The sequence below is a fragment of the Pseudoflavonifractor capillosus genome (assembly GCF_016899775.1).
In the GTDB taxonomy this organism is placed as follows: domain Bacteria; phylum Bacillota; class Clostridia; order Oscillospirales; family Oscillospiraceae; genus Lawsonibacter.
This window is the reverse complement of sequence record NZ_JACJJE010000017.1, coordinates 28,897-48,036: the sequence shown is the minus strand read 5'-3', so window position 1 is coordinate 48,036 and position 19,140 is coordinate 28,897. Positions and strand designations below refer to the sequence as shown.

At 61.8% G+C, this 19,140-nt stretch carries 15 protein-coding genes, 2 tRNA genes and 1 riboswitch; of the genes, 11 read left to right on the top strand and 6 right to left on the bottom strand.

The genetic code is table 11. The features are described from left to right. The first annotated feature begins 11 nt into the window (after positions 1-11). The 3 genes from csaB (at position 12) to H6B31_RS07330 (ending at position 5,047) form a co-directional block, all read left to right on the top strand. Positions 12-2,234, top strand: coding sequence for a polysaccharide pyruvyl transferase CsaB (gene csaB / locus H6B31_RS07335; RefSeq protein WP_204897954.1), 2,223 nt, complete (start codon positions 12-14; stop codon positions 2,232-2,234). A gap of 410 nt (positions 2,235-2,644) precedes the next feature. Next, positions 2,645-2,776: a hypothetical protein gene (locus tag H6B31_RS17515; RefSeq protein ID WP_275960078.1), complete on the top strand. Its 132-nt coding sequence runs from the start codon at positions 2,645-2,647 to the stop codon at positions 2,774-2,776. A 261-nt stretch (positions 2,777-3,037) separates the two neighbouring features. Further along, the gene (locus H6B31_RS07330; protein ID WP_204897953.1) at positions 3,038-5,047 is read left to right on the top strand and encodes a pyruvate carboxylase subunit B; all 2,010 of its coding nucleotides are present in this window, start codon (positions 3,038-3,040) and stop codon (positions 5,045-5,047) included. 349 nt (positions 5,048-5,396) lie between these two features. Here H6B31_RS07330 and H6B31_RS07325 read toward each other — a convergent pair whose 3' ends face one another. From H6B31_RS07325 to H6B31_RS07315, 3 genes are all read right to left on the bottom strand, one after another. Further along, positions 5,397-5,666: a DUF6514 family protein gene (locus tag H6B31_RS07325; protein WP_087286791.1), complete on the bottom strand. Its 270-nt coding sequence runs from the start codon at positions 5,664-5,666 to the stop codon at positions 5,397-5,399. A 264-nt stretch (positions 5,667-5,930) separates the two neighbouring features. After that, a complete protein-coding gene (locus H6B31_RS07320) occupies positions 5,931-7,709 on the bottom strand; it encodes an Rqc2 family fibronectin-binding protein (RefSeq protein WP_204897952.1) in 1,779 nt (592 codons plus the stop codon). 52 nt (positions 7,710-7,761) lie between these two features. Beyond that, entirely contained in the window at positions 7,762-8,166 is a 405-nt protein-coding gene (locus H6B31_RS07315) for a Mini-ribonuclease 3 (protein WP_204897951.1), read from the bottom strand. A gap of 150 nt (positions 8,167-8,316) precedes the next feature. Next, a riboswitch (THF riboswitch) is annotated at positions 8,317-8,449 on the top strand. A gap of 88 nt (positions 8,450-8,537) precedes the next feature. On the opposite strand from H6B31_RS07315, the gene H6B31_RS07310 reads away from it, so the two are divergent. Beyond that, positions 8,538-9,155: a folate family ECF transporter S component gene (locus H6B31_RS07310; RefSeq protein ID WP_204897950.1), complete on the top strand. Its 618-nt coding sequence runs from the start codon at positions 8,538-8,540 to the stop codon at positions 9,153-9,155. A 198-nt stretch (positions 9,156-9,353) separates the two neighbouring features. Here H6B31_RS07310 and H6B31_RS07305 read toward each other — a convergent pair whose 3' ends face one another. Continuing rightward, positions 9,354-9,746, bottom strand: a complete 393-nt coding sequence (locus tag H6B31_RS07305) for a (deoxy)nucleoside triphosphate pyrophosphohydrolase (protein WP_204897949.1) — start codon at positions 9,744-9,746, stop codon at positions 9,354-9,356. A 323-nt stretch (positions 9,747-10,069) separates the two neighbouring features. Beyond that, positions 10,070-10,145, bottom strand: a tRNA-Gly gene (locus H6B31_RS07300). 266 nt (positions 10,146-10,411) lie between these two features. Here H6B31_RS07300 and H6B31_RS07295 point away from each other — a divergent pair. Both H6B31_RS07295 and H6B31_RS07290 read left to right on the top strand, forming a co-directional pair. Then, positions 10,412-12,571, top strand: a complete 2,160-nt coding sequence (locus H6B31_RS07295) for an S-layer homology domain-containing protein (RefSeq protein WP_204897948.1) — start codon at positions 10,412-10,414, stop codon at positions 12,569-12,571. Between the two features lie 675 nt (positions 12,572-13,246). Then, the gene (locus H6B31_RS07290; RefSeq protein ID WP_204897947.1) at positions 13,247-13,771 is read left to right on the top strand and encodes a CarD family transcriptional regulator; all 525 of its coding nucleotides are present in this window, start codon (positions 13,247-13,249) and stop codon (positions 13,769-13,771) included. 319 nt (positions 13,772-14,090) lie between these two features. Here the strand turns inward: H6B31_RS07290 and H6B31_RS07285 are convergent. Further along, positions 14,091-14,164: transfer RNA gene (locus tag H6B31_RS07285), tRNA-Gly, on the bottom strand. A gap of 353 nt (positions 14,165-14,517) precedes the next feature. Here H6B31_RS07285 and H6B31_RS07280 point away from each other — a divergent pair. From H6B31_RS07280 to xseB, 5 genes are all read left to right on the top strand, one after another. Next, positions 14,518-15,468, top strand: coding sequence for a cell wall hydrolase (locus H6B31_RS07280; protein WP_204897946.1), 951 nt, complete (start codon positions 14,518-14,520; stop codon positions 15,466-15,468). A 257-nt stretch (positions 15,469-15,725) separates the two neighbouring features. Next, positions 15,726-16,238: a transcription antitermination factor NusB gene (gene nusB / locus H6B31_RS07275; RefSeq protein WP_204897945.1), complete on the top strand. Its 513-nt coding sequence runs from the start codon at positions 15,726-15,728 to the stop codon at positions 16,236-16,238. Positions 16,239-16,241: 3 nt separating this feature from the next. Then, positions 16,242-17,186: a Kae1-like domain-containing protein gene (locus H6B31_RS07270; RefSeq protein WP_204897944.1), complete on the top strand. Its 945-nt coding sequence runs from the start codon at positions 16,242-16,244 to the stop codon at positions 17,184-17,186. Positions 17,187-17,248: 62 nt separating this feature from the next. After that, complete coding sequence (gene xseA, locus H6B31_RS07265; RefSeq protein WP_204897968.1) at positions 17,249-18,478, top strand: exodeoxyribonuclease VII large subunit; 1,230 nt, start codon at positions 17,249-17,251, stop codon at positions 18,476-18,478. Positions 18,479-18,902: 424 nt separating this feature from the next. After that, positions 18,903-19,139, top strand: coding sequence for an exodeoxyribonuclease VII small subunit (gene xseB, locus H6B31_RS07260; RefSeq protein ID WP_087287116.1), 237 nt, complete (start codon positions 18,903-18,905; stop codon positions 19,137-19,139). Position 19,140: the final 1 nt, after the last annotated feature.

Sequence of the window (19,140 nt, the reverse complement as noted above, 5' to 3'; positions counted from 1 at the left end):
GGGAAGCATCCGTGAAGATTTTAATGGCCACCATGGGCCTGGATATCGGCGGAGCGGAGACCCACATCGTGGAGCTGGCCAAGGAGCTGAAAGCGGAGGGCCATGACGTGGCCATCGCCTCCAACGGGGGAGTGTACGTGCCCGAGATCAAGGCGGCGGGCATCCGCCACTACTCGGTCCCCATGCACCGGCGGAACGTAAGGTATATGCGCCGCTCCCGGAAGCTCCTCAAGGAGATCATCCAAAAGGAGAAGCCGGATGTGGTCCACGCCCACGCCCGCATCCCCGCCTTTCTGTGCGGCACGCTTCACGCCACCATGCATTTCCCATTTGTCACCACCGCCCACTGGGTCTTTGAGACCCGGGGGATGCTCCGCTACCTCACCAACTGGGGGCAGCGGACGGTGGCTGTGTCCGAAGATATCAAGGCCTATCTGATGCGGGAGTACGGGGTGCCGGAGGAGCACATCACCGTCACCGTCAACGGCATCGACACCAACAAGTTCTCCCCGGAGATATCCCGGGACAGGGTGATGGCCGAGCTGGGTCTGGATCCCCAAAAGCCGGTGATCTCCTATGTGAGCCGGATGGACGAGGACCGGGCCCTGGTGGCCCGCCAGCTGGTGCAGATTGCCAAGGATCTGGACCGGGCTGTGCCCGGCATCCAGCTCATCATCACCGGCGGGGGCAATGTCTTTGACGAGATCAAGGCCCAGGCCGACCAGGTGAACGCCGACCTGGGCCGCACCTGCGTGGTGATGACCGGCCCCCGCACCGACATCAACGAGATTGTGGCGGCGGGGGACCTGTTTGTGGGGGTGTCCCGGTCCGCCCTGGAGGCCATGTCGGCGGCCAAGCCGGTCATTGTGGCGGGCAATGAGGGCTATCAGGGGCTCTTCGGCCCGGACAAGCTGGAGGAGGCCCAGGCGGGCAATTTCTGCTGCCGGGGTCTGCCCATGTCCACCCCGGAGCGGCTGCGGGAGGATGTGCTGGCCGCCCTGGCCCTCCCGCCGGAGAAGAAGGCGGAGCTGGGGGAGTACGGCCGCCAGGTGATCTTTGATTTCTACTCGGTGCGCCGGATGGCGGGGGACTGCCTGAAGGTGTACGACCAGGTGCGCCGGCGCCGCTATAATGTGGTGATGAGCGGCTACTACGGCTTCTCCAACGCGGGAGACGACGCCATCCTCCAGTCCATTCAGGAGGGAATTGTGGCCGCCAGCGAGGATATCTCCATCACCGTCCTGTCCAACGACCCGGCGCTGACCGAGCGGCTGTACGGCCTGGATGCGGTGCCACGGTTCCAGGTGTGGAAGGTTCTGCGGGCCCTGCGCCGGTGTGACGCGCTCCTGTCCGGAGGGGGGAGCCTCCTGCAGGACCGGACCTCCACCCGGTCCCTTCTGTACTATCTGTCCATCATCCGGCTGGCGGAGCGGTTCCACAAGCCGGTGATGCTCTACGCCAACGGCATCGGTCCGGTGAGCAAGCCGGCCAACCGCCGCCGGGTGAAAAAGGCGGTGGAGCGGGCGGCTCTGGTCACCCTCCGGGACCGCAGTTCTGCCAAAGAACTCCAGGATATGGGGGTGGGCCGCTCCGACCTGTATGTGACGGCGGACCCGGTGTTCAATCTGCCTCCCGCCCCAGAGAAGCGGGGACAGGAGCTGCTGGAGACAGCCCGGCTGCTCCAGGGGGTCCCCTTCGCGGCGGTTTCCGTGCGGGACTGGCCGGGGACGGGGGAGTTTCCCCGGCAACTGGCCGCCCTGTGCGACCACCTGCGCCGGGCCTACGGCATGGAGATTCTGTTTCTGATGATGCAGCCCGGCCACGACCGGGCTGCCACCCAGCAGGTGCGCCAGGCCATGGAGGAGCCCTCCTATCTGTTGGAGGAGTCCTGCACCCCTCAGGAGCTGATGGCGGTGCTGGGACAGGCCCGGCTGTGTGTGGCCATGCGCCTGCACACCCTGATTTTTGCTGCCCGGATGGCGGTGCCCTGCCTGGGGCTGGTGTACGACCCCAAGGTGGAGAGCTACCTCCAGGAACTGGAGCTGCCCTCCGCCGGCCATGTGGAGCGCTTTGACGCCCGGGAGGCCATTGCCTGCGCCGACCGCCTGATGGCGGACTACGACGTGGTTCTCTCCCGCCTCCGGGACAAGTCCCAGGCCCTGGCCCAGGCGGCGCTGAGAAACGAGGAACTGCTGCTCCAGCTGCTGGAGGGTTCCGCCACAAAAAAAACCTGATGACGGATGCGGAAGGACCAGGCGTATTTTTAGATGCCTGGTCCCCGCCTTTTTGAGCGCAAGATGTGGCGTTTTGCAGGAATAAGAAAAATGTTTTGCAAAATTTCGAAAAAGCGCTTGACAAAATGACAGGTTTGGGTTTACAATAACGAATGTCCAAACAGGAAATGGACGCGCCCCGGCGTGCGGGCGAAAAACGCTACCACGAGAGAATGGAGTGAAGACCAATGGCTCAGCAGATGGAGAAGCAGGCGGCCCAGAAGGACCAGAGCGGACGTGCTGGAGCATTGGTGTGTGCGTAAGAGTGAATTCCCACAGGCTCATACGAACTCAAAACTTTGTTCCATCGTTTGCGGTAGGCGGCGGTGGTATTTTTATACCCAAAAGACAGAAAGGAGGAGGTGAGAAGCATGACAATGGTGAAGCGTGAGCCCAACAATATCTGGAGCCGTGTTCGGGAGGACCGGGACATCGACGATCTGATCTTCGGCGAGGAGTCCTACTACGGCTACATGGAGGACCATACATGCAGCGAGCGGTGACGAACAGTCCCGGCACTGCAGTTCTGGACATATAGACACCGCGGCAGCTTTCTTCCCGGCTGACCGCGGTGTTTTTCTATTTTGCCCCGGGAAAATTGTAAGGTTTTCCACTTAAGGGGTTGCGTTGCGGCGGAAGATATACTAAAATAGATACCAGTGAGTTTTCCGGCGAGCTTGGGGCCGGCGCCACAGAGCGGAATGCTGAGTGAGAAGGCAGATCCGAATTGAGAATACCAAAGAGTATTTGGAGGTCGATTCAACATGAGAAAGGTACAGTTTACGGAGACGGTGCTGCGCGACGCGAACCAGTCGCTGATCGCAACCCGCCTCCCCTACAGCAAGTTTGAGCCCATCCTGGAGACCATGGATAAGGCCGGCTTCTACTCCGCCGAGGTGTGGGGCGGCGCCACCTTTGACGTATGCCTGCGCTATCTGCGGGAGGACCCCTGGGAGCGGCTGCGCAAGATCCGCGCCAAGATGCCCAACACCAAGCTGCAGATGCTGCTCCGCGGCCAGAACATCCTGGGCTATAAGCACTATCCCGACGACGTGGTGCGCAAGTTTGTGGAGTACTCCGTGAAGAACGGCATCGACATCATCCGGATTTTTGACGCCCTCAACGATGTGCGCAATCTGGAGGTGGCCATTGACGAGGCCAACAAGCAGGGCGCCCACGCCTCCGGCACCATCTGCTTCACCACCAGCCCGGTCCACACCCTGGAGAAGAACGTCCAGATGGTCAAGGACCTGAAGAGCATGGGCGTGCAGTCCATCTGCATCAAGGATATGGCCGGCATCATGGGGCCCAAGGACGCCTATGATCTGGTCTCCGCCATCAAGGACGCGGTGCCCGAGCTGCCTCTGGTCATCCACACCCACTGCACCACCGGTCTGGCCTTCATGACTGACCTGAAGGCGGTGGAGGCCGGCGCCGACGTGATCGACACCGCCATCTCCCCCTTCTCCGGCGGCACCTCCCAGCCCGCCACCGAGACCCTGGCCTACGCCCTGCGCCAGCTGGGCTACCAGGTGGATCTGGACGACAAGGTGCTGGTGGAGATGGCCGACTTCTTCAAGGGCGTCCGGGCCGACTTCCTAGCCGACGGCACCCTGGACCCCATCTCCATGTCCACCGACACCCAGTGCCTGAACTATCAGATCCCCGGCGGCATGCTGTCCAACCTGATCTCCCAGCTGAAGATGATGAACGCCATGGACAAGCTGGACGATGCCCTGGCCGAGACCCCCAAGGTCCGCGCCGACCTGGGCTATCCTCCTCTGGTCACCCCCACCAGCCAGATGGTGGGCTCTCAGGCCGTGCAGAATGTGCTGGCCGGCGAGCGCTACAAGGTGGTGGGCAAGGAGATCAAAGCCTACTGCCGCGGCGAGTACGGCCGTACTCCCGCCCCCATCGACCCCGACATTCAGAAGAAGATCCTGGGCGACACCCCCGTGGTGAAGGGCCGCTATGCCGACTCCCTGGAGCCCGAGTTTGAGAAGACCAAGAAGGAGCTGGGCGCCACCGCCAAGAGCGACGAGGACGTGCTGAGCTACATCGCCTTCCCCCAGGTGGCCATGGCCTTCTTCAAGGACCGCGAGGCCGGCTTCCCGCCCAAGGAGGAGGCCAAGAAGGCGGAGCCCAAGAAGGAAGCTGCTCCCGCCCCCAAGCTGGAGGATATGGCTCCCATCCCCGCCTGGCAGGGCCACGTGTACTACACCGAGGTGCCCGCCCCCGCGGTGCCCGGCTACACCAGCCGTCCCATTCCCCAGTTCGCCGCCTCTTATCAGCCTGCCTACCTGAAGATGGGCAAGCGTGAGGACCTGACCGGCTCCTTCACCGTGACCATTGACGGCAAGCCCTTCCAGGTCTCTGTGGCTAAGGCGGACGGCCCCGCCGCCCCCGTGGCTGCCGCTCCTGTGGCCGCTCCCGTCGCGGCCCCCGCACCGGCTCCCGCCCCTGCACCCGCGCCCGCTGCGGCCCCGGCTGCTCCCGCCCCCGCGCCGGCTCCCGCCGCTGCGCCCGCTCCCGCTCCTGCGGCTGCGGCTCCCGCCGCCGGTGAGACTGCGGTGAACAGCCCCATGCCCGGCAGCATCTTCAAGGTGGAGTGCTCTGTGGGCCAGTCCGTGAAGGCGGGCGACGTGCTCATCGTGCTGGAGGCCATGAAGATGGAGATCGAGGTGTCTGCCCCTGTGGACGGCACGGTCAAGTCCATCGCTGTGGCCACTGGAGCCACCGTCAACACCGATGATCTGCTGGTGGTTCTGGGCTGAGTATCGTCCTGAACCGCGCTGAGATAAGAGAAAGAATAAAAAAGCTGACCCGTCCCGTTGGGATGGGTCAGCTTTTTTCAGCTTGCTGAAAAGGCTCTGTGGGATAAAATCTGTCTGGGTTTGGGCGGGGGAGCTCGAGGGGGCAGCCGCCCGCCTCGAATGGGATTGAATGCCTCGGGGGCCCTGCTGTGCAAGGCTCCCGGCGAGCGGAGCGAGGACTTTTGCGCCGCTGTGCGGCACAAAAGTAACGGCATTTTTCAGGCTGTCGAAAAAGTTCAAGGACATTTTCGACAGCCTGAAAAACTGAGAGACCGGCACATGCGGGAAAAACCAAGCGGCCAGAGAAACATTACAGCCAGTCGTCCACCACATCCCGCAGAGAGGCGGGACCCACGCCGTGCTCCACCAGAAGGGTCATCAGCTCGTCGATCCGAAGAGCGCTGGTGGTGATTCCAGGGACGGCAGCGGTGTCCCCGTCATCTTCGGAGATCTTTACGCCGTAGTTTTCGCAGGAAAAAGCTCCCGACTCCACGGTGTCCACCGTAAGGGAATAGTGAAAGGTTCGGGAGCGGCCCAGCTCGTCCGGGCAGGTACGGGATGCAATTTTAATTTCCATCATGTAGCGTTTTCTCCTCTCCTTTATAACACATGACCACATTATATAGTGTGCCTGTGGAAAGAGGAAGAAAAACTGGTCGAAAAAATATCTCACATTTCGCCTAGTTTCGAGGGAGGGAGACGGTTTTTTCGTCATACCCCGTCGAATCTCTGAGAATTATCGGGGAAATTTTCATGCATAAAATTCTTTTCTGTGGAAAAAGCTGTGGAAACATCCAGTTTTCGGATGCTCCCACAGCTTCAAAATGGAAAAATGTGAGATTGTTCAGCAGACCCGGAGCCGCTTGGCCAGCTCCCCGTCCGGAGTGACCCAGGCGGTCTCATAGGTGGTGTAGATCACCATACCCGGCCGGGCCCCGCCGGGCTTTTTTACATACTTCACCGGGGTGTAGTCCACCGGCACCTTGCTGCTGTCCCGGGCCTGGGAGAACCAGGCGGCCAGACAGGCGGCCTCCTGGACGCTCTGCAGGTCGGGTTCTCGTCCCTCGGTCCACAGGATCACGTGGGAGCCGTGGATCTTCTGGGTGTGAAACCAGATGTCGCTCTTGAAGGCCTGTTTACAGGTGAGCAGGTCGTTCTGGGTGTTGTTCTTGCCCACCGAGATGCGCAGGCCGGAGGAGGAGCGGAACTCCATGGGTTTGGAGACCACCCGCTTTTCCCGGCCCTTGGCCTTGGAGGGGCGGCGGAGATAGCCGGTGTCGGTGAGCTCCTGGCGGATCTCCCCCAGATCCTTCTCCCCCTCGGCCAGGGGAATGGTGTCCAGGACGCTGTTGAGGTAGTCCAGTTCCCGGCGGTTTTTCTCCAGCTGCTGGGTGAGCATCACCTCGGCGGTCTTGGCCTTGTTGTACTCCTTATAATACTTGGCGGCGTTCTGCTGGGGGGTGAGGAGGGGGTCCAGCTGGATGTCCACCTCTTTTTCCTCCGGGTCGTAGAAGTCCACGGTGCGAAGCCTGGCCATCCCCCGCTCCATCTGGTAGAGGTTGGAGGTAAGGATGTCCCCCAGCTCCCGCAGCCGCTCCCGGTCCTGGGTGGCGGCGAGCTCCTGCTCCTGGTGGGCGATCTTGCGGGCGGTGCGGTCCCTTGCGGTGGTCACCGAGCGGATCAGGTCCTGCCCCCGCTGCTTCACCCGCTCCAGGTGCTCCCGCTGCTCATAGAACCGGTCCAGCAGCTCCGAAAAGGAGGAAAAGGGGGTGCACTCCACCAGGGGGCCGTACTGGGCCACCGGGAAGAAGGTGAAGTCCCAGGGGGCCCCGTCCCGGCTGAGCAGGGTGGGGGAGAGGTGGTACTCCCGGACCTGGGACAGAAGGGCCTCCAGGCTGTCCAGGAGCCGCGCCCGGCCGGCAGGGCCCAGCACGTTCAGGCGCACGTCGGTGGCGCCCCCCGCCTGGAAGGCCAGCTCCCGGCACACCAGGGGGGACAGGCCGCTGAAGGTGTCCAGCAGCCACTTGTCCGCCTGGGCCTCCTCCGGGGCGTCGGAGAGCAGGCGCTCCAGCTCCTCCCGGCTCTGGGCGGCGGGGTCCAGCTTCTCCTGGGCGGGGGGAAGGTGGTAGAACATGCCGGGCAGCAGGGAGCGCTGATTGGCGTTTCCGGTCCCCAGGCTGGACTCCACCCGGCGCATGCAGTCCAGGATACGGCCGGACTCGTCCAGCAGGATCAGGTTGGACCGGCGGCCAATGGCCTCCAGCACCAGCCTGCGCTCCACCCGGTCCCCCAGCTCGTTGAGGGCCTCTAGGGTGAACATCACCACCCGCTCCAGCGGGGGCTGTTCCACCGCCAGCAGCCGGGCACCGGACAGGTGCTTGCGCAGCAGCATGCAGAACATAGGGGGCGTGTCCGGGTTCTCCCGGGAGATCTGGGTGAGCTGGGGCCGGGGGTGGTTGGGGTTGGCTGACAGCAGCAGGCGCACGTTCCCGTGGGCGGGGGTGCGCACCGCCAGCAGGATCTCGTCCCGGCCGGGCTGATAGATCTTATCAATTTTTCCGCCGGTGACCGTCTGGTCCAGCTCGTGGACCAGACCGGACAGGCAGAGGGCGTCTAACGGCATGGGATCACCTCAATAGAAATGCAGAGTGCAGAATGCAGAAATGCAGAATGGTTTAGGCGGGGGTATCCATAATGGCTTCAAAGAGCTCATTGAGGCGGTCGGTGCGGCCCTGGAGGTAGAGCCAGCCGAACAGAGCCTCCAGGCCGGTGGCCGACTGGTACTGGGCCCGGGTGGCCGCCCGGGGCACCGAGTGGGGGGCGGTGTTCCGGCCCCGGCGGTACACGTCGGCCTCCTCGTCGGTGAGGAGGGGGAGCAGCCGCTCCATGGCGGCGGCCTGGGCGGGGGCGGCCACATAGCGGACAGTGGCCCGGTGCAGGTCCTTTACCTTGACTTTCCCGTGGAGGCACAGCCAGGCGCGGACCATCAGCTCAAACACCCCGTCCCCCAGATGGGCCAGCCCCAGGGAGCTCATGTTCAGCAGCTCCTCCCGGCTGGCGTTTAGATGAAAATAATCCATATTGATCCTCGTTATAGCATGAAATTGGAGTGGAAAACGGTTATGCCATCATAGCATATTTGGCAGAGAAATACAAGGGAGGGAGGCGGCGGGGGAGGGTACTCCAGAATTTCCTTGCTTTTTTCAGAAAAGTAGAGTATACTGCCCGTTGGCAGAGTAGGGCCACACGTGCTGGTCCCGGCCTGGAATGGGCCGGACCTTCAGTGCCGGCGGGACGGGGAGTTGTCCGCCGGACGAACAGCGTTTCCAAAACGCGGCAGTGGGTGGTCCGCATCCCGCTGCCGCATGGGCCGAGCGGAGATAAAGTTCCCTCCTTCTGTGCGGCATTCCCGCAAAACGGGCTGCCGAACACAGAAGGAGGTTTTTTTATCATGCGGCAAATCCGAATGCCTATGAACCTGTACCGAACACCCTGTTCCCCCACCTATTGGCACGAGGCCAATCTGGCCATGAAGTGCCTCAAGCTGCTGGTCTTCGCGGCGCTGATGATTGCGGTGACCAGGGCCCTGTCCCTGATCCCCGGCATCCCCATCTGGCACACCAAGCTCACCTGGGGCTTCCTGGCCCGGTCGGTGTGCGCCCTGGTGTGCGGGCCGGTGCTGGGGCTGGTCTTTGGCTTTGTGGAGGATATTCTGGGGTTTGTGCTCCAGCCCACCGGGGACTTTTTCCCCGGCTACACCCTGTCTACCATGGCGGGAGTGCTGGTGTACGCCCTGTTCTTCTTCCGCCGGCGGATCACCGTGGTGAACCTGGTGCTGGCCAACGCGGTGGTCAATCTGCTGGTGAATGCGGCCATGGGCTCGGTGTGGAGCACCATGGTCCGGGGCGGGGGATACCTGGGCTGGTTCATCCCCAGCCTGGCCAAGAACCTGATTACCATTCTCCCCAAGGCGGCGGCGCTGTACATCTTGTTTCAGGCTCTGCTCCCTATCCTGCACCGGATGGACCTGATCCCCGATCAGACCGGGGGACGGATTCGGTTTTTTTAAGCGCAGTTTGAGCAGAACTGGGCCGCGCCTGTAAAACACTCCCCGCCGGCAGGGGACCCGTTCAAAAGCTCCAAATATGTTGGGCCGCATCCGGTGAGATGGCGGGCCGCTTGCGCGGCCTCCTCCCGGATGCGGCCCTTTTTTATCCTTGGGGGATAATCTGCCGAAAAAGCGCATGGAACTCCGAAGAAGGCCGTATCAGCGCTGTCCTCCCAACTCCATCAGCTTGGCCAGGATGACCTGGTCCGCCGGACAGAACTCGTACTGGGGGATCTCGTCCACGGTGATCCAGCGGATGTCGTTGTGCTCCAGCTTCTGGGGCGTGCCCTCCGCGATAGAGGCGTGGAACAGAGTCAGGTGGATGGTGAGATCGGGGTAGGAGTGGGTGACCTCCAGAAAGACGCCGCCCACAGACACCGTGACGGCCAGCTCCTCCCGGCACTCCCGGATGAGGGCGGCCTCCTTGGTCTCGCCGGGCTCCACCTTGCCGCCCACAAACTCCCACAGCAGGCCCCGGGCCTTGTGGGCCGGACGCTGGCAGATCATAAACTTGTTTCCCGACCAGATCAGGGCGGCGACAACTTGGGTCATAACAGAGGCCTCCTTATATTTCTGTGGGTTTTCTCTGAACCAGGCGGCTGACGGCGCAGGGGCGGCTCCGCCGCTCCGAGCATTCAAATCCAGAAGGGGCGGTTAAAATCGATGTTTTGAAATATCAAAAAGGTATAGGGGAAACCACCCCACCGGCCTTCTGGCCGGCGGCGCCTTTGCGCCGTACGAGCGTTTTGCCGCAGGCAAAACCTCGGCGCAGGCGGAATTCACTTCCGCCGAGCATTTTAATCCAATGGGTGAAAGCCGCCTTTGGCGGCTGAAACCCAAAAAGAAAGGACTTCCGATAGGAAGTCCTTTCTTTTTGGAGCGAGTGACGAGGCTCGAACTCGCTACCTCCACCTTGGCAAGGTGGCGCTCTACCAGATGAGCTACACTCGCGGCGACGGGTGTTATTCTAGCAGAAGTTGGACAGGTTGTCAACGGGTTTTTCAAAAAAATTTGAAAAAATTTTCCGAAAGGAAAAACTGCCAGGGTCAGAAAGGGAAACTTCCAGCCACTCCCGGTTGACGAAAGGAGGGAGGATGGGCTAAAATCCGTATTGCCCACCTTGGAAATAGGTTAAACAAGACTTTGCAGTACAAGAGGTGTAAAGAAAAAATACCTGTCCAAGTGTGGGAAGCCACTGTAACAAGGAGTGTATTCGAATGAACAAGAGAATCCTTTCTGCCGCGATGGCTCTGTCTCTGATGGCCGCGCAGGTGCCTATGACGTCTTACGCCCAGGGGGCTTCCATGACGGAGGAGGACCTGATTGCCGCTCTGGAACAGGCCCAGGCCGGCGGCACCGTGGAGCTGTCCGGGAGTGTGACGCTCACCAGCCAGCTTGTCATTGAAAAAGAGATCGTTCTGGACGGAAACGGCTATACCATTACTAAAGGGGAGGGGGAGGATGTGTTCCCCAACAACGCCGGGATTCTGGTGACCGCCGGCGCCACTCTGCGGGACCTGACGATTGAGGGCCCCAACACCAACACCGAGGGCTGGGACAACGGCGAGTTCGGCATCAAGCTCTACGAGGCCCAGGGGGCCCAGCTCCAGAACGTCACCGTGGAGCAGGCCAACGCCGGAATTCAGGTCAGCGGCGGCTCCGTGACCTTGAGCGGCACCATTGACGTGTCGAACAATGAGTTCGGCGGCATTGAGGTGTGCCGGGAGGCCCAGCTGGATCTGACTCAGGCCGCTCTGGTGAACGAGAGCGAGACCAAGGAGCGGCCCACCCTGTGGAGCGACAGCGGAAAGGGAACCATTCAGGCCAATGAGAGCCAGTCCCTGTACATCTGGACCGAGTACGCCTCCGGCAAGGACCACATCTACCTGGACCAGGACAACCTGGGAGTGGAGGCCCAGGTAGACGGCGCCTCCTATGAGACGCTGGCCCAGGCCCTGGAGGCCGCCGGGCTGTCCGAGGGGGACAAGACCGTCACCCTATTGAAGGACGTAGCCGTCGACTCCGGCGAGCAGGCGGAGTCCCAGGCCTCCGGCACGGTGCTGACCCTGCCCGCCGGCGTCACCCTGAACGGCCAGGGCCACACGGTGTCCTACGCCGGAGAGGCGGAGATTGACAGCCTGCTGGCGGTGGACGGGGCGGACAGCGCCATCCGGAACGCCTGTTTTGCCGACGGGGGCAAGGCCCAGCATGTGCTGACCTTCTCCGGGGCGGAGAACGCCCGCTTAGAGGGCGTCACCGTCCAGGGCGGTCAGACGGCCGCCATTCTGGTGAACGGCGCCTCCGTCACCCTGGAGAACAGCGCCTTGAAGCCTCAGGAGGGGGCCGGGGCCAGCATCACCTACCAGGCGGACAGCAAGCTGCCCAGTCTGACCTTGAACAACGTGGAGGCCAGCCCGGAGACCAATCTGCTGTATATCAGCCCGGAAACTTTAGAGCAGATCGGGACCTTGGGCAGCACCGAGGACATGGAGGAAATTATGGAACAGGTTCGGGCCTCCATCGGCGGCTCTGACCGGGTAGACCTGACCTATGACGAGGACAGCGGCAGCGCGTCCGCCCCCGCCCCTGTCCGCCACGCCGTCACCCTGGAGGCCGGCGAGAACGGCAGTCTATCCGCCGACCGCACCCAGGTCCAGTCCGGCAAAGTGGTCACCCTCACCGTCACCCCCGAGAAGGGGTACCGGCTGGAGAAGCTAGAGGTCCGGGACGGCCAGGACCAGGTGGTAAAACTCACCCGGGAGGAGGACGGGACCTACACCTTTACCATGCCGGAGAGCCCTGTGACGGTCTCCGCGGTCTTTGGGACCATCTTCCAAGATGTGGCCGAGAGCGACTGGTTCTATGCCGCCGTGCAGTATGTCTATGAGCAGGGCATCATGTCCGGTGTGGAGGAGGGCCGCTTTGAGCCCGGCACCACGCTGACCCGCGCCATGCTGGCCCAGACCCTGTACGCCATGGAGGGCAAGCCCCAGGTATCCGGCGGGGAGGACTTCTCCGACGTGGAGGAGGGCGACTGGTACGCTGCCGCCGTGGCCTGGGCCGCGGAGAACGGCCTGGTGTCCGGTGTGGGCGGGGACCGCTTCGCCCCCAACGATGCCCTGACCCGGGAGCAGATGGCCCTGATCCTGTACCGCTACGCCCAGCACAAGAGCTATGATGTGCAGGTGGACGGCGAGCCTCTGGAGGGCTTCCAGGACGTGGAGAAGATCTCCGACTGGGCGGTGGAGGCCATGGCCTGGGCGGTAAGCGCCAAGCTGATGTCCGGCACCGGGGACAATCTGCTGACTCCCGCCGGGACCGCGACCCGCGCCCAGGTGGCCCAGGTGCTGGCCAACTTCTGCCAGACTGTGGCCTGAGCCCGGCCAGTGAGGGACCAAAACAAAGCAACAGATGCAGAGAGCGGAGCCCGGCCGGGCTCCGCTCTCTACTTGCCAAAAACCTCTGTTGAGATGAATCCGCTCAAGTTGGGCGGGGGAGTTCGAGGGGGCAGCCGCCCGCCTCGAATGGGATCAAATGCCTCGGAATCCTTGCTGTGCAAGGATTCCGGCAAGCGAAGCGAGGACTTTTGCGCCGCTGTGCGGTGCAAAAGTAACGGCATTTTTCAGGCTGTCGAAAAAGTTTCTAGACTTTTTCGACAGCCTGGAGCGGAGCCCGGCCGGGCTCCGCTCTCCTTATATTCAGAAGGCCTGCAAAGGTTTTACACAATATGAATAGTCCGATTTATAGGACTTGAACTGTGATATTCTTGTACCATCCCAAGGAGGAAAGGAGCAGAATCGTATGGATTACAGCATTGTTTGGGTAAGAGGACATGTAGAGGTTTTTGACTGGGCAGGCCGGTTCTGCTTCTCGGCGGACAGCGAGCGGGAGGCCCTGGAGGAGCTGGAACAGGTGGCCTGAGAGGTGGATTTTGATTTTTTCCTTACATTCCGTCTAAAAATGTGCTAAAATAAAATCACAGCGCGCGGTTCTGATCACGTTCGTCACGTTGTCAGAACCGCTTTTTTATTTTGAGGAGGAGGGAAAGCGCCGTGTTTTCGGTGGGAGATCTGATTGTGTACAGCGAGACTGGGGTGTGCCGTGTGGAGCAGATCGGGCCGCCCCCCTTTGATCCGAAGGCGAAGCGGGAATATTATACCCTGTCCCCTATGAATTGCCGGGAGACCATCTATGTTCCGGTGGACACGCAGGTGTTTATGAGGCCGATCTTGAGCCGGGAGGCGGCGGAGGAGTTGATCGACCGCCTGCCGGAGATCCAGCAGGCCCAGGTGGACAACCGGGATTATCGGGCTCTGGCGCAGCAGTACCGGGGATTTTTAGAGACCCACCGCTGTGAGGATCTGGTCCAGCTGATCAAGCTGGTTTATACCAAAAATCAGCACAAAAGCCGGTCAGGGAAAAAGCCCAGCAAGGTGGACCAGGACTATCAGAGGCGTGCCGAGTCCCTGCTACATGGCGAACTGGCCGCCGCGCTGGAAATTCCGGTGGAAGCTGTGCCGGACTATATCCGTCAGCGCCTCCAGTTGAAACTGGAGGCAGAGAAAAACGCGGGCTGACCAGAACCAAACGGAGAAAAATGAAAGAACATCTGGGCGGCGGAACCCACAAAAAAGGACACGACTTACGTCGTGTCCTTTTTTGTGACAAGGTGCCACAATATAGATATTTCAAATTTTCAATCGGCTATCTTGAAGATCACCCAACCGGCCTTCTGGCCGGCGGCGCTTTTGCGCCGTACGAGCGTTTTGCCGCAGGCAAAACCTCGGCGCAGGCGGAATTCATTTCCGCCGAGCATTTTAAATCAAAGGGTGGAAGCCGCCTTTGGCGGCTGGAACCCAAAAAGAAAGACATGATCAAAGATCATGTCTTTCTTTTTGGAGCAGGTGAAGGGAATCGAACCCTCGTGTTCAGCTTGGGAAGCTGACATTCTGCCATTGAACTACACCTGCACGTCGATTGCCTATCTAATATAGCATAAATGCCAAGGTAATGCAAGAAAAACTTTTCGTCACAGGGCGCGGTTTTTCCCGCAGCGGGAGGACGGGAGGAGAGGCCTCTGGGGCAAAAATGCTTTGTACAGTTTTAATGGCAAAAACTTCACGAAAAAGTTATAGTTTTGGAGATAAACAGGATATTTTCATACATGTCAGAAAAAATACACAAGAAATTCACAGAAAGTATAGTGAAAATTGCCCTTGTATTGCCCGGGCGAATTAGTTACAATGTGGTAACAAAAGTAACAAACAGTTGCTTTTGCTGTCACTTTTGTTGACATAATTTTGTAACCATAGGAGTGAAGACAATGACACGAAAGCTGTGTTCGCTGCTGATCAGCTCCTTTGCTGTGCTCCTGCTCATGGGAGCTGGTGTGGAGGAGGACTCCGTTGCTCTGGTAGACGAGAGCGGTTCCGAGGCCGTACAGACAGCAGCCACCCAGGTGGAGACGGAGGAACAGGCCGAGCCTGTGGCCGCCGTATCTGGGGAGAGTGTGTTGTCCCAGGTGGAGGAAGTGGACCCCACCCTGACGGTGGACGGTCAGCCGGTCACTGCCGATGTGGCAAAGACTTATCGCGGCGATACGACTTATGTGGCGTTGGTTCCCATGTCCAAGTGTCTGGACTCTACGGTCCAGAGCAAGTGGGACGCCGGTACCCGCACGGCGACGGTGCACAATGACAAGCTGGTCCTGACTGCAAAGGCGGGGGACCTGTATCTCACTGTCAACGGCCGGTACTTCTACACCCCGGAGGGGATCCAGATCGAGAACGGCAAGATCATGGTTCCCCTCTCCGCCCTGGTGAAAGCCTTTGACGGGTCTTTGACCTGGAACGGCACCACCGGCGTGACCGCGGTGACCCGCGGGAGCGGCGCGGCCAAGTCCGGGGATCAGTATTACAACGCCGACGACCTGTTCTGGCTCTCCCGGGTCATCTATACCGAGAGCGGGAACCAGCCCCTGGAGGGAAAAATGGCGGTGGGCAACGTGGTCATGAACCGTGTGAAGCATCCCTCTTTCCCCGGCACTATTGAGGGGGTCCTGGCACAGAAGAACCAGTTTACCACCTACTGGAGCGGCCACATCGCCCGCAGCACCCCCAACGCTGAGAGTGTGATCGCGGCCAAGCTGGTTTTGGACGGCGGCGTGGTGGAGGAAGTAAAAAATGCCCTCTACTTTGATTCCGCAACCAACAGCTGGGCCTCCCGAAATCGGACCTGTGTGGCCGTCATTGGCGGACACCGGTTCTACGCCTGACCGAGAGCCGTTCCGACGGCATAAGGTACGAAGAGAGAAACTCCTAAAATTCACGGACTGTGGATTTTAGGGGTTTCTTTTTTGTATATTCATGTATATAATAATCTCTGCTGAATCTGCGGTGCCGGGGGGAATTTCCCGCGGGCGCTGGGCGAGAGGCCGGAGCGGAAGCCGGCCGAGGCTTGCGGATTTACCGCGCAGGCTGTATAATGACAGAGACAAGACTACCACAGGATCCGGTGGACGGAGGAAAAAACATGACAAGAAACAATGCCCGCGAGATCGCGGTACATCTGGTATTTGGGCTGGAGTTTGGGGCCAGAAGCGCGGAAGAGGTGCTGAAAAGTGAGCTCAGCCGGGAGCGCTTTGAGACCCTGGGGCAGGAATCCCCCCTGTACGCCCAGTACCCCAATGAAAAGCAGCGGGAATACATCCGGGCCCTGGTGGAGGGGGTCTACGCCCACGGAGAGGAGTTGGACGCCTACATCAGCCGCTATGCGGTGGGCTGGTCCCTGAGCCGGATTCCACGCATGGCCCGAGCCATCCTGCGCACCGCCATGTATGAGGTGCTGTATATGCCCGATGTGCCCAACGCCTCGGCCATTGACGCCGCCGTGGAGCTGACCAAGCAGTACGAGCCCCAGGAGGTGGCCTCTTTCGTCAACGGGATTTTGGGCACCTTTGTTCGCAACGAGCTGCCGGACGAGTCCGCTAGGGAGCAGGCGGAGCCGGAGAACGGCGGGGAGGAAGCCCCCGGCGGGGAGGCCTGACCCATGCCGGTATTGGGGCTGGACACCAGCAACTACACCACCTCCGCCGCCGTGTTTGACGGGGAGGGGGGGCGAAACCAGGGACGGCTGCTGGAGGTGCGCCCGGGGGAGCTGGGCCTGCGCCAGAGCGACGCCCTCTTTCAGCATGTGAAGCACCTGCCGGAGGTGGTGGAAGCGCTGCTGGGAGAGGGGGGCCTGGGGACCGTCCAGGCCGTGGGGGCCAGCACCCGCCCCCGGGCGGTGGAGGGCTCCTATATGCCCTGCTTCCTGGCGGGAGCCTCCCAGGGCCAGGTGCTCTCCCAGGTGCTGGGGGTGCCCTTTTACGCCTTCTCCCATCAGCAGGGGCATTTGGCGGCGGCGGCCTGGTCCGCCGGCCGGCTGGACCTGCTGGACCGGCCCTTCCTGGCCTGGCACCTGTCCGGGGGCACCACCGAGCTGCTCCGGGTGGAGCCGGAGGAGGACGGGGTGGCCGTCCGGGCGGAGATCCTGGGGGGGACCAGCGATATCTCCGCCGGGCAGCTCATCGACCGCACTGGTGTGCTGCTGGGCCTGCCCTTCCCCGCAGGGAAAGGAGTGGAGAAGCTCAGCCGCCAGGCGCAAAAGCGGGAATATTATAAGGTGAAGGTAAACGGTCTCACCTTTTCCCTGTCCGGCATGGAGAACAAGGTGAGGCAGATGGTCCAGAGAGGGGAAGAACCGGCGGAGATCGCCTGGTTTGCCCAGGAGACCGTCTGCCGGGTGGTCCAGGCCTGTACCAAGGCCGCCATGGAGGCGTACCCCGGCCTGCCGGTGCTGTGCTCCGGGGGGGTGGCCTCCAACGGACGGCTGAAGGAGCTATTGCGGCAGAACTGCGGAGCCCTGTTTGCCCAGCCCCAGTTCTCCACCGACAACGCCATGGGGACGGCCGTCCTCACCTGGCGGGCCCTGGAGAGGGGGAAGAGGCTGTGAACGCAAGAGGCGGGCAGACCATCCTCACCCCCAGTCAGGTGGGGCAGTATATCAAGAGTTTTATGGACCGGGACAGGCTGCTGTCCGGCCTTTTGGTGCGGGGGGAGCTGTCCAACTACAAGCGCTACCCCTCGGGCCACCACTACTTTACCCTGAAGGACGGGGAGGGGGCCCTGCGGTGCGTCATGTTCCGCAGCGACGCGGCCTCCCTGCGTTTTCAGCCCCAGAACGGCATGCAGGTCATCGCCGCCGGGCGGGTGACCGTCTTTCCCCGGGATGGGCAGTACCAGCTCTACTGCGTCCGCCTGACTCCGGAGGGGGCGGGGGACCTGGCGGTGGCCTTTGAACAGCTGAAGGCCCGCCTGCTCCAGGAGGGGATTTTCGACCCGGCCCACAAGAAGCCCATTCCCAGAATACCGGGACGGATCGCCCTGGTGACCTCCCCCGCCGGAGCGGCGGTGCGGGACATGCTCCGAATTTTAGGGGCCCGGTGGCCCATGGCCCAGGTCTATGTCCTCCCGGTGCGGGTCCAGGGGGAGGGGGCGGCGGAGGAGATCGCCGCCGCCATCGGCTGGGCCAACCTCCACCAGGCGGCCGACCTGATTATCACTGGCCGCGGGGGCGGCTCTATGGAGGACCTGTGGGCCTTCAACGAGGAGATCGTGGCCCGGGCCATTTATGACTCTGACATCCCCGTGATCTCCGCCGTGGGCCACGAGCCCGATGTGACCATCGCCGACTTTGCCGCCGATTTGCGGGCGGCCACTCCCTCCAATGCCGCCGAACTGGCGGTGCCCGACCAGAACGAGGTGTACGCCTCACTGCTGGGGGCGGGTCAGCGGCTGGAGCAGGCGGTGCGCCACCGGCTCCTGCGGGAGCGGCAAGGACTGGAGCGTCTGGCCCAGAGCCGGGTGATGACCGAGCCCCAGGTTTATTTTCAAGATAAGAGCCTTGTACTGGACCATCTGTCCCAGCGCCTGGGGAGCAGCATGGTCAGCCGTTTGTTCCAGCTGAGAGTCCGCTCTGCCGCCCTGGACAAGGATTTACGCCGGGGGCTGGAGAAGTGTCTCTCCGGGAAGCAGGAGCGGTTTGCCCGCCTGGCCGCCGCCCTGGACGCCATGAGCCCTCTGAAAGTGCTGGGGCGGGGGTACTCCATCGCCCAGAAGGAGGATGGAGGGGTGATCTCCTCCGTCCGGAGCGTTCAGAGTGGGGAGAGGTTTTCCCTGCGCCTCTCCGACGGAAGTCTGACCTGCCGGGTAGAGGGAACAGAAGGGGAGACCAGCAAGGGGTGAACAGACCGTAGGACGGCCTAGGTGTGCCGCCTTTACGGAAAGAACGAAACAGCAGCATGAGCGAGGCCGCGCCCCTTACCCGCCCCTACGGCGGGAAACAGACCTGAAGCGTTGGCTCGACAGAGTCAGGCGCAGTTCTTAAACCACACCAGTTCTAATTTTTACAAACCCAGGGCCCAGTGGCCCGGCGGGAATTCAGACCAGCCGCTCAGATTTTGCGCGCCGGAAATGCTGTAAAAGCCAGCAGGTACGCGTCCCCCGTAATGGGGTCCGGGGAAAGGCGACTATGAGCACGAAGTGCTCATCGGAGCCGTCACCGGTGGCGTTTTGCCTACTTTGCCGCCATGGGCAAAGTAGGTCGCCGCCCGCAGGCGGCGAAATCCCCCTCAGAAACGAGAAGAACCCAAGAAAGGATGTGGCCCCCATGCCCACCAAGAAGAAACTGACCTTTGAACAGTCCATGGCCCGCCTGGAGGAGATCGTTGGCCTGCTGGAGCGGGGCGACGCCCCCCTGGAGCAGGCCATGGCCCTCTTTGAGGAGGGGGCTGCCATCCTGCGGACCTGCTCGGCCCAGCTGGACGAGGCGGAGCAGAAGGTGAAGCTGCTCACCGCCGGCCCCGACGGCCAGCCCCAGGAACAGCCCTTCCAGGGGGAGGAGTGAC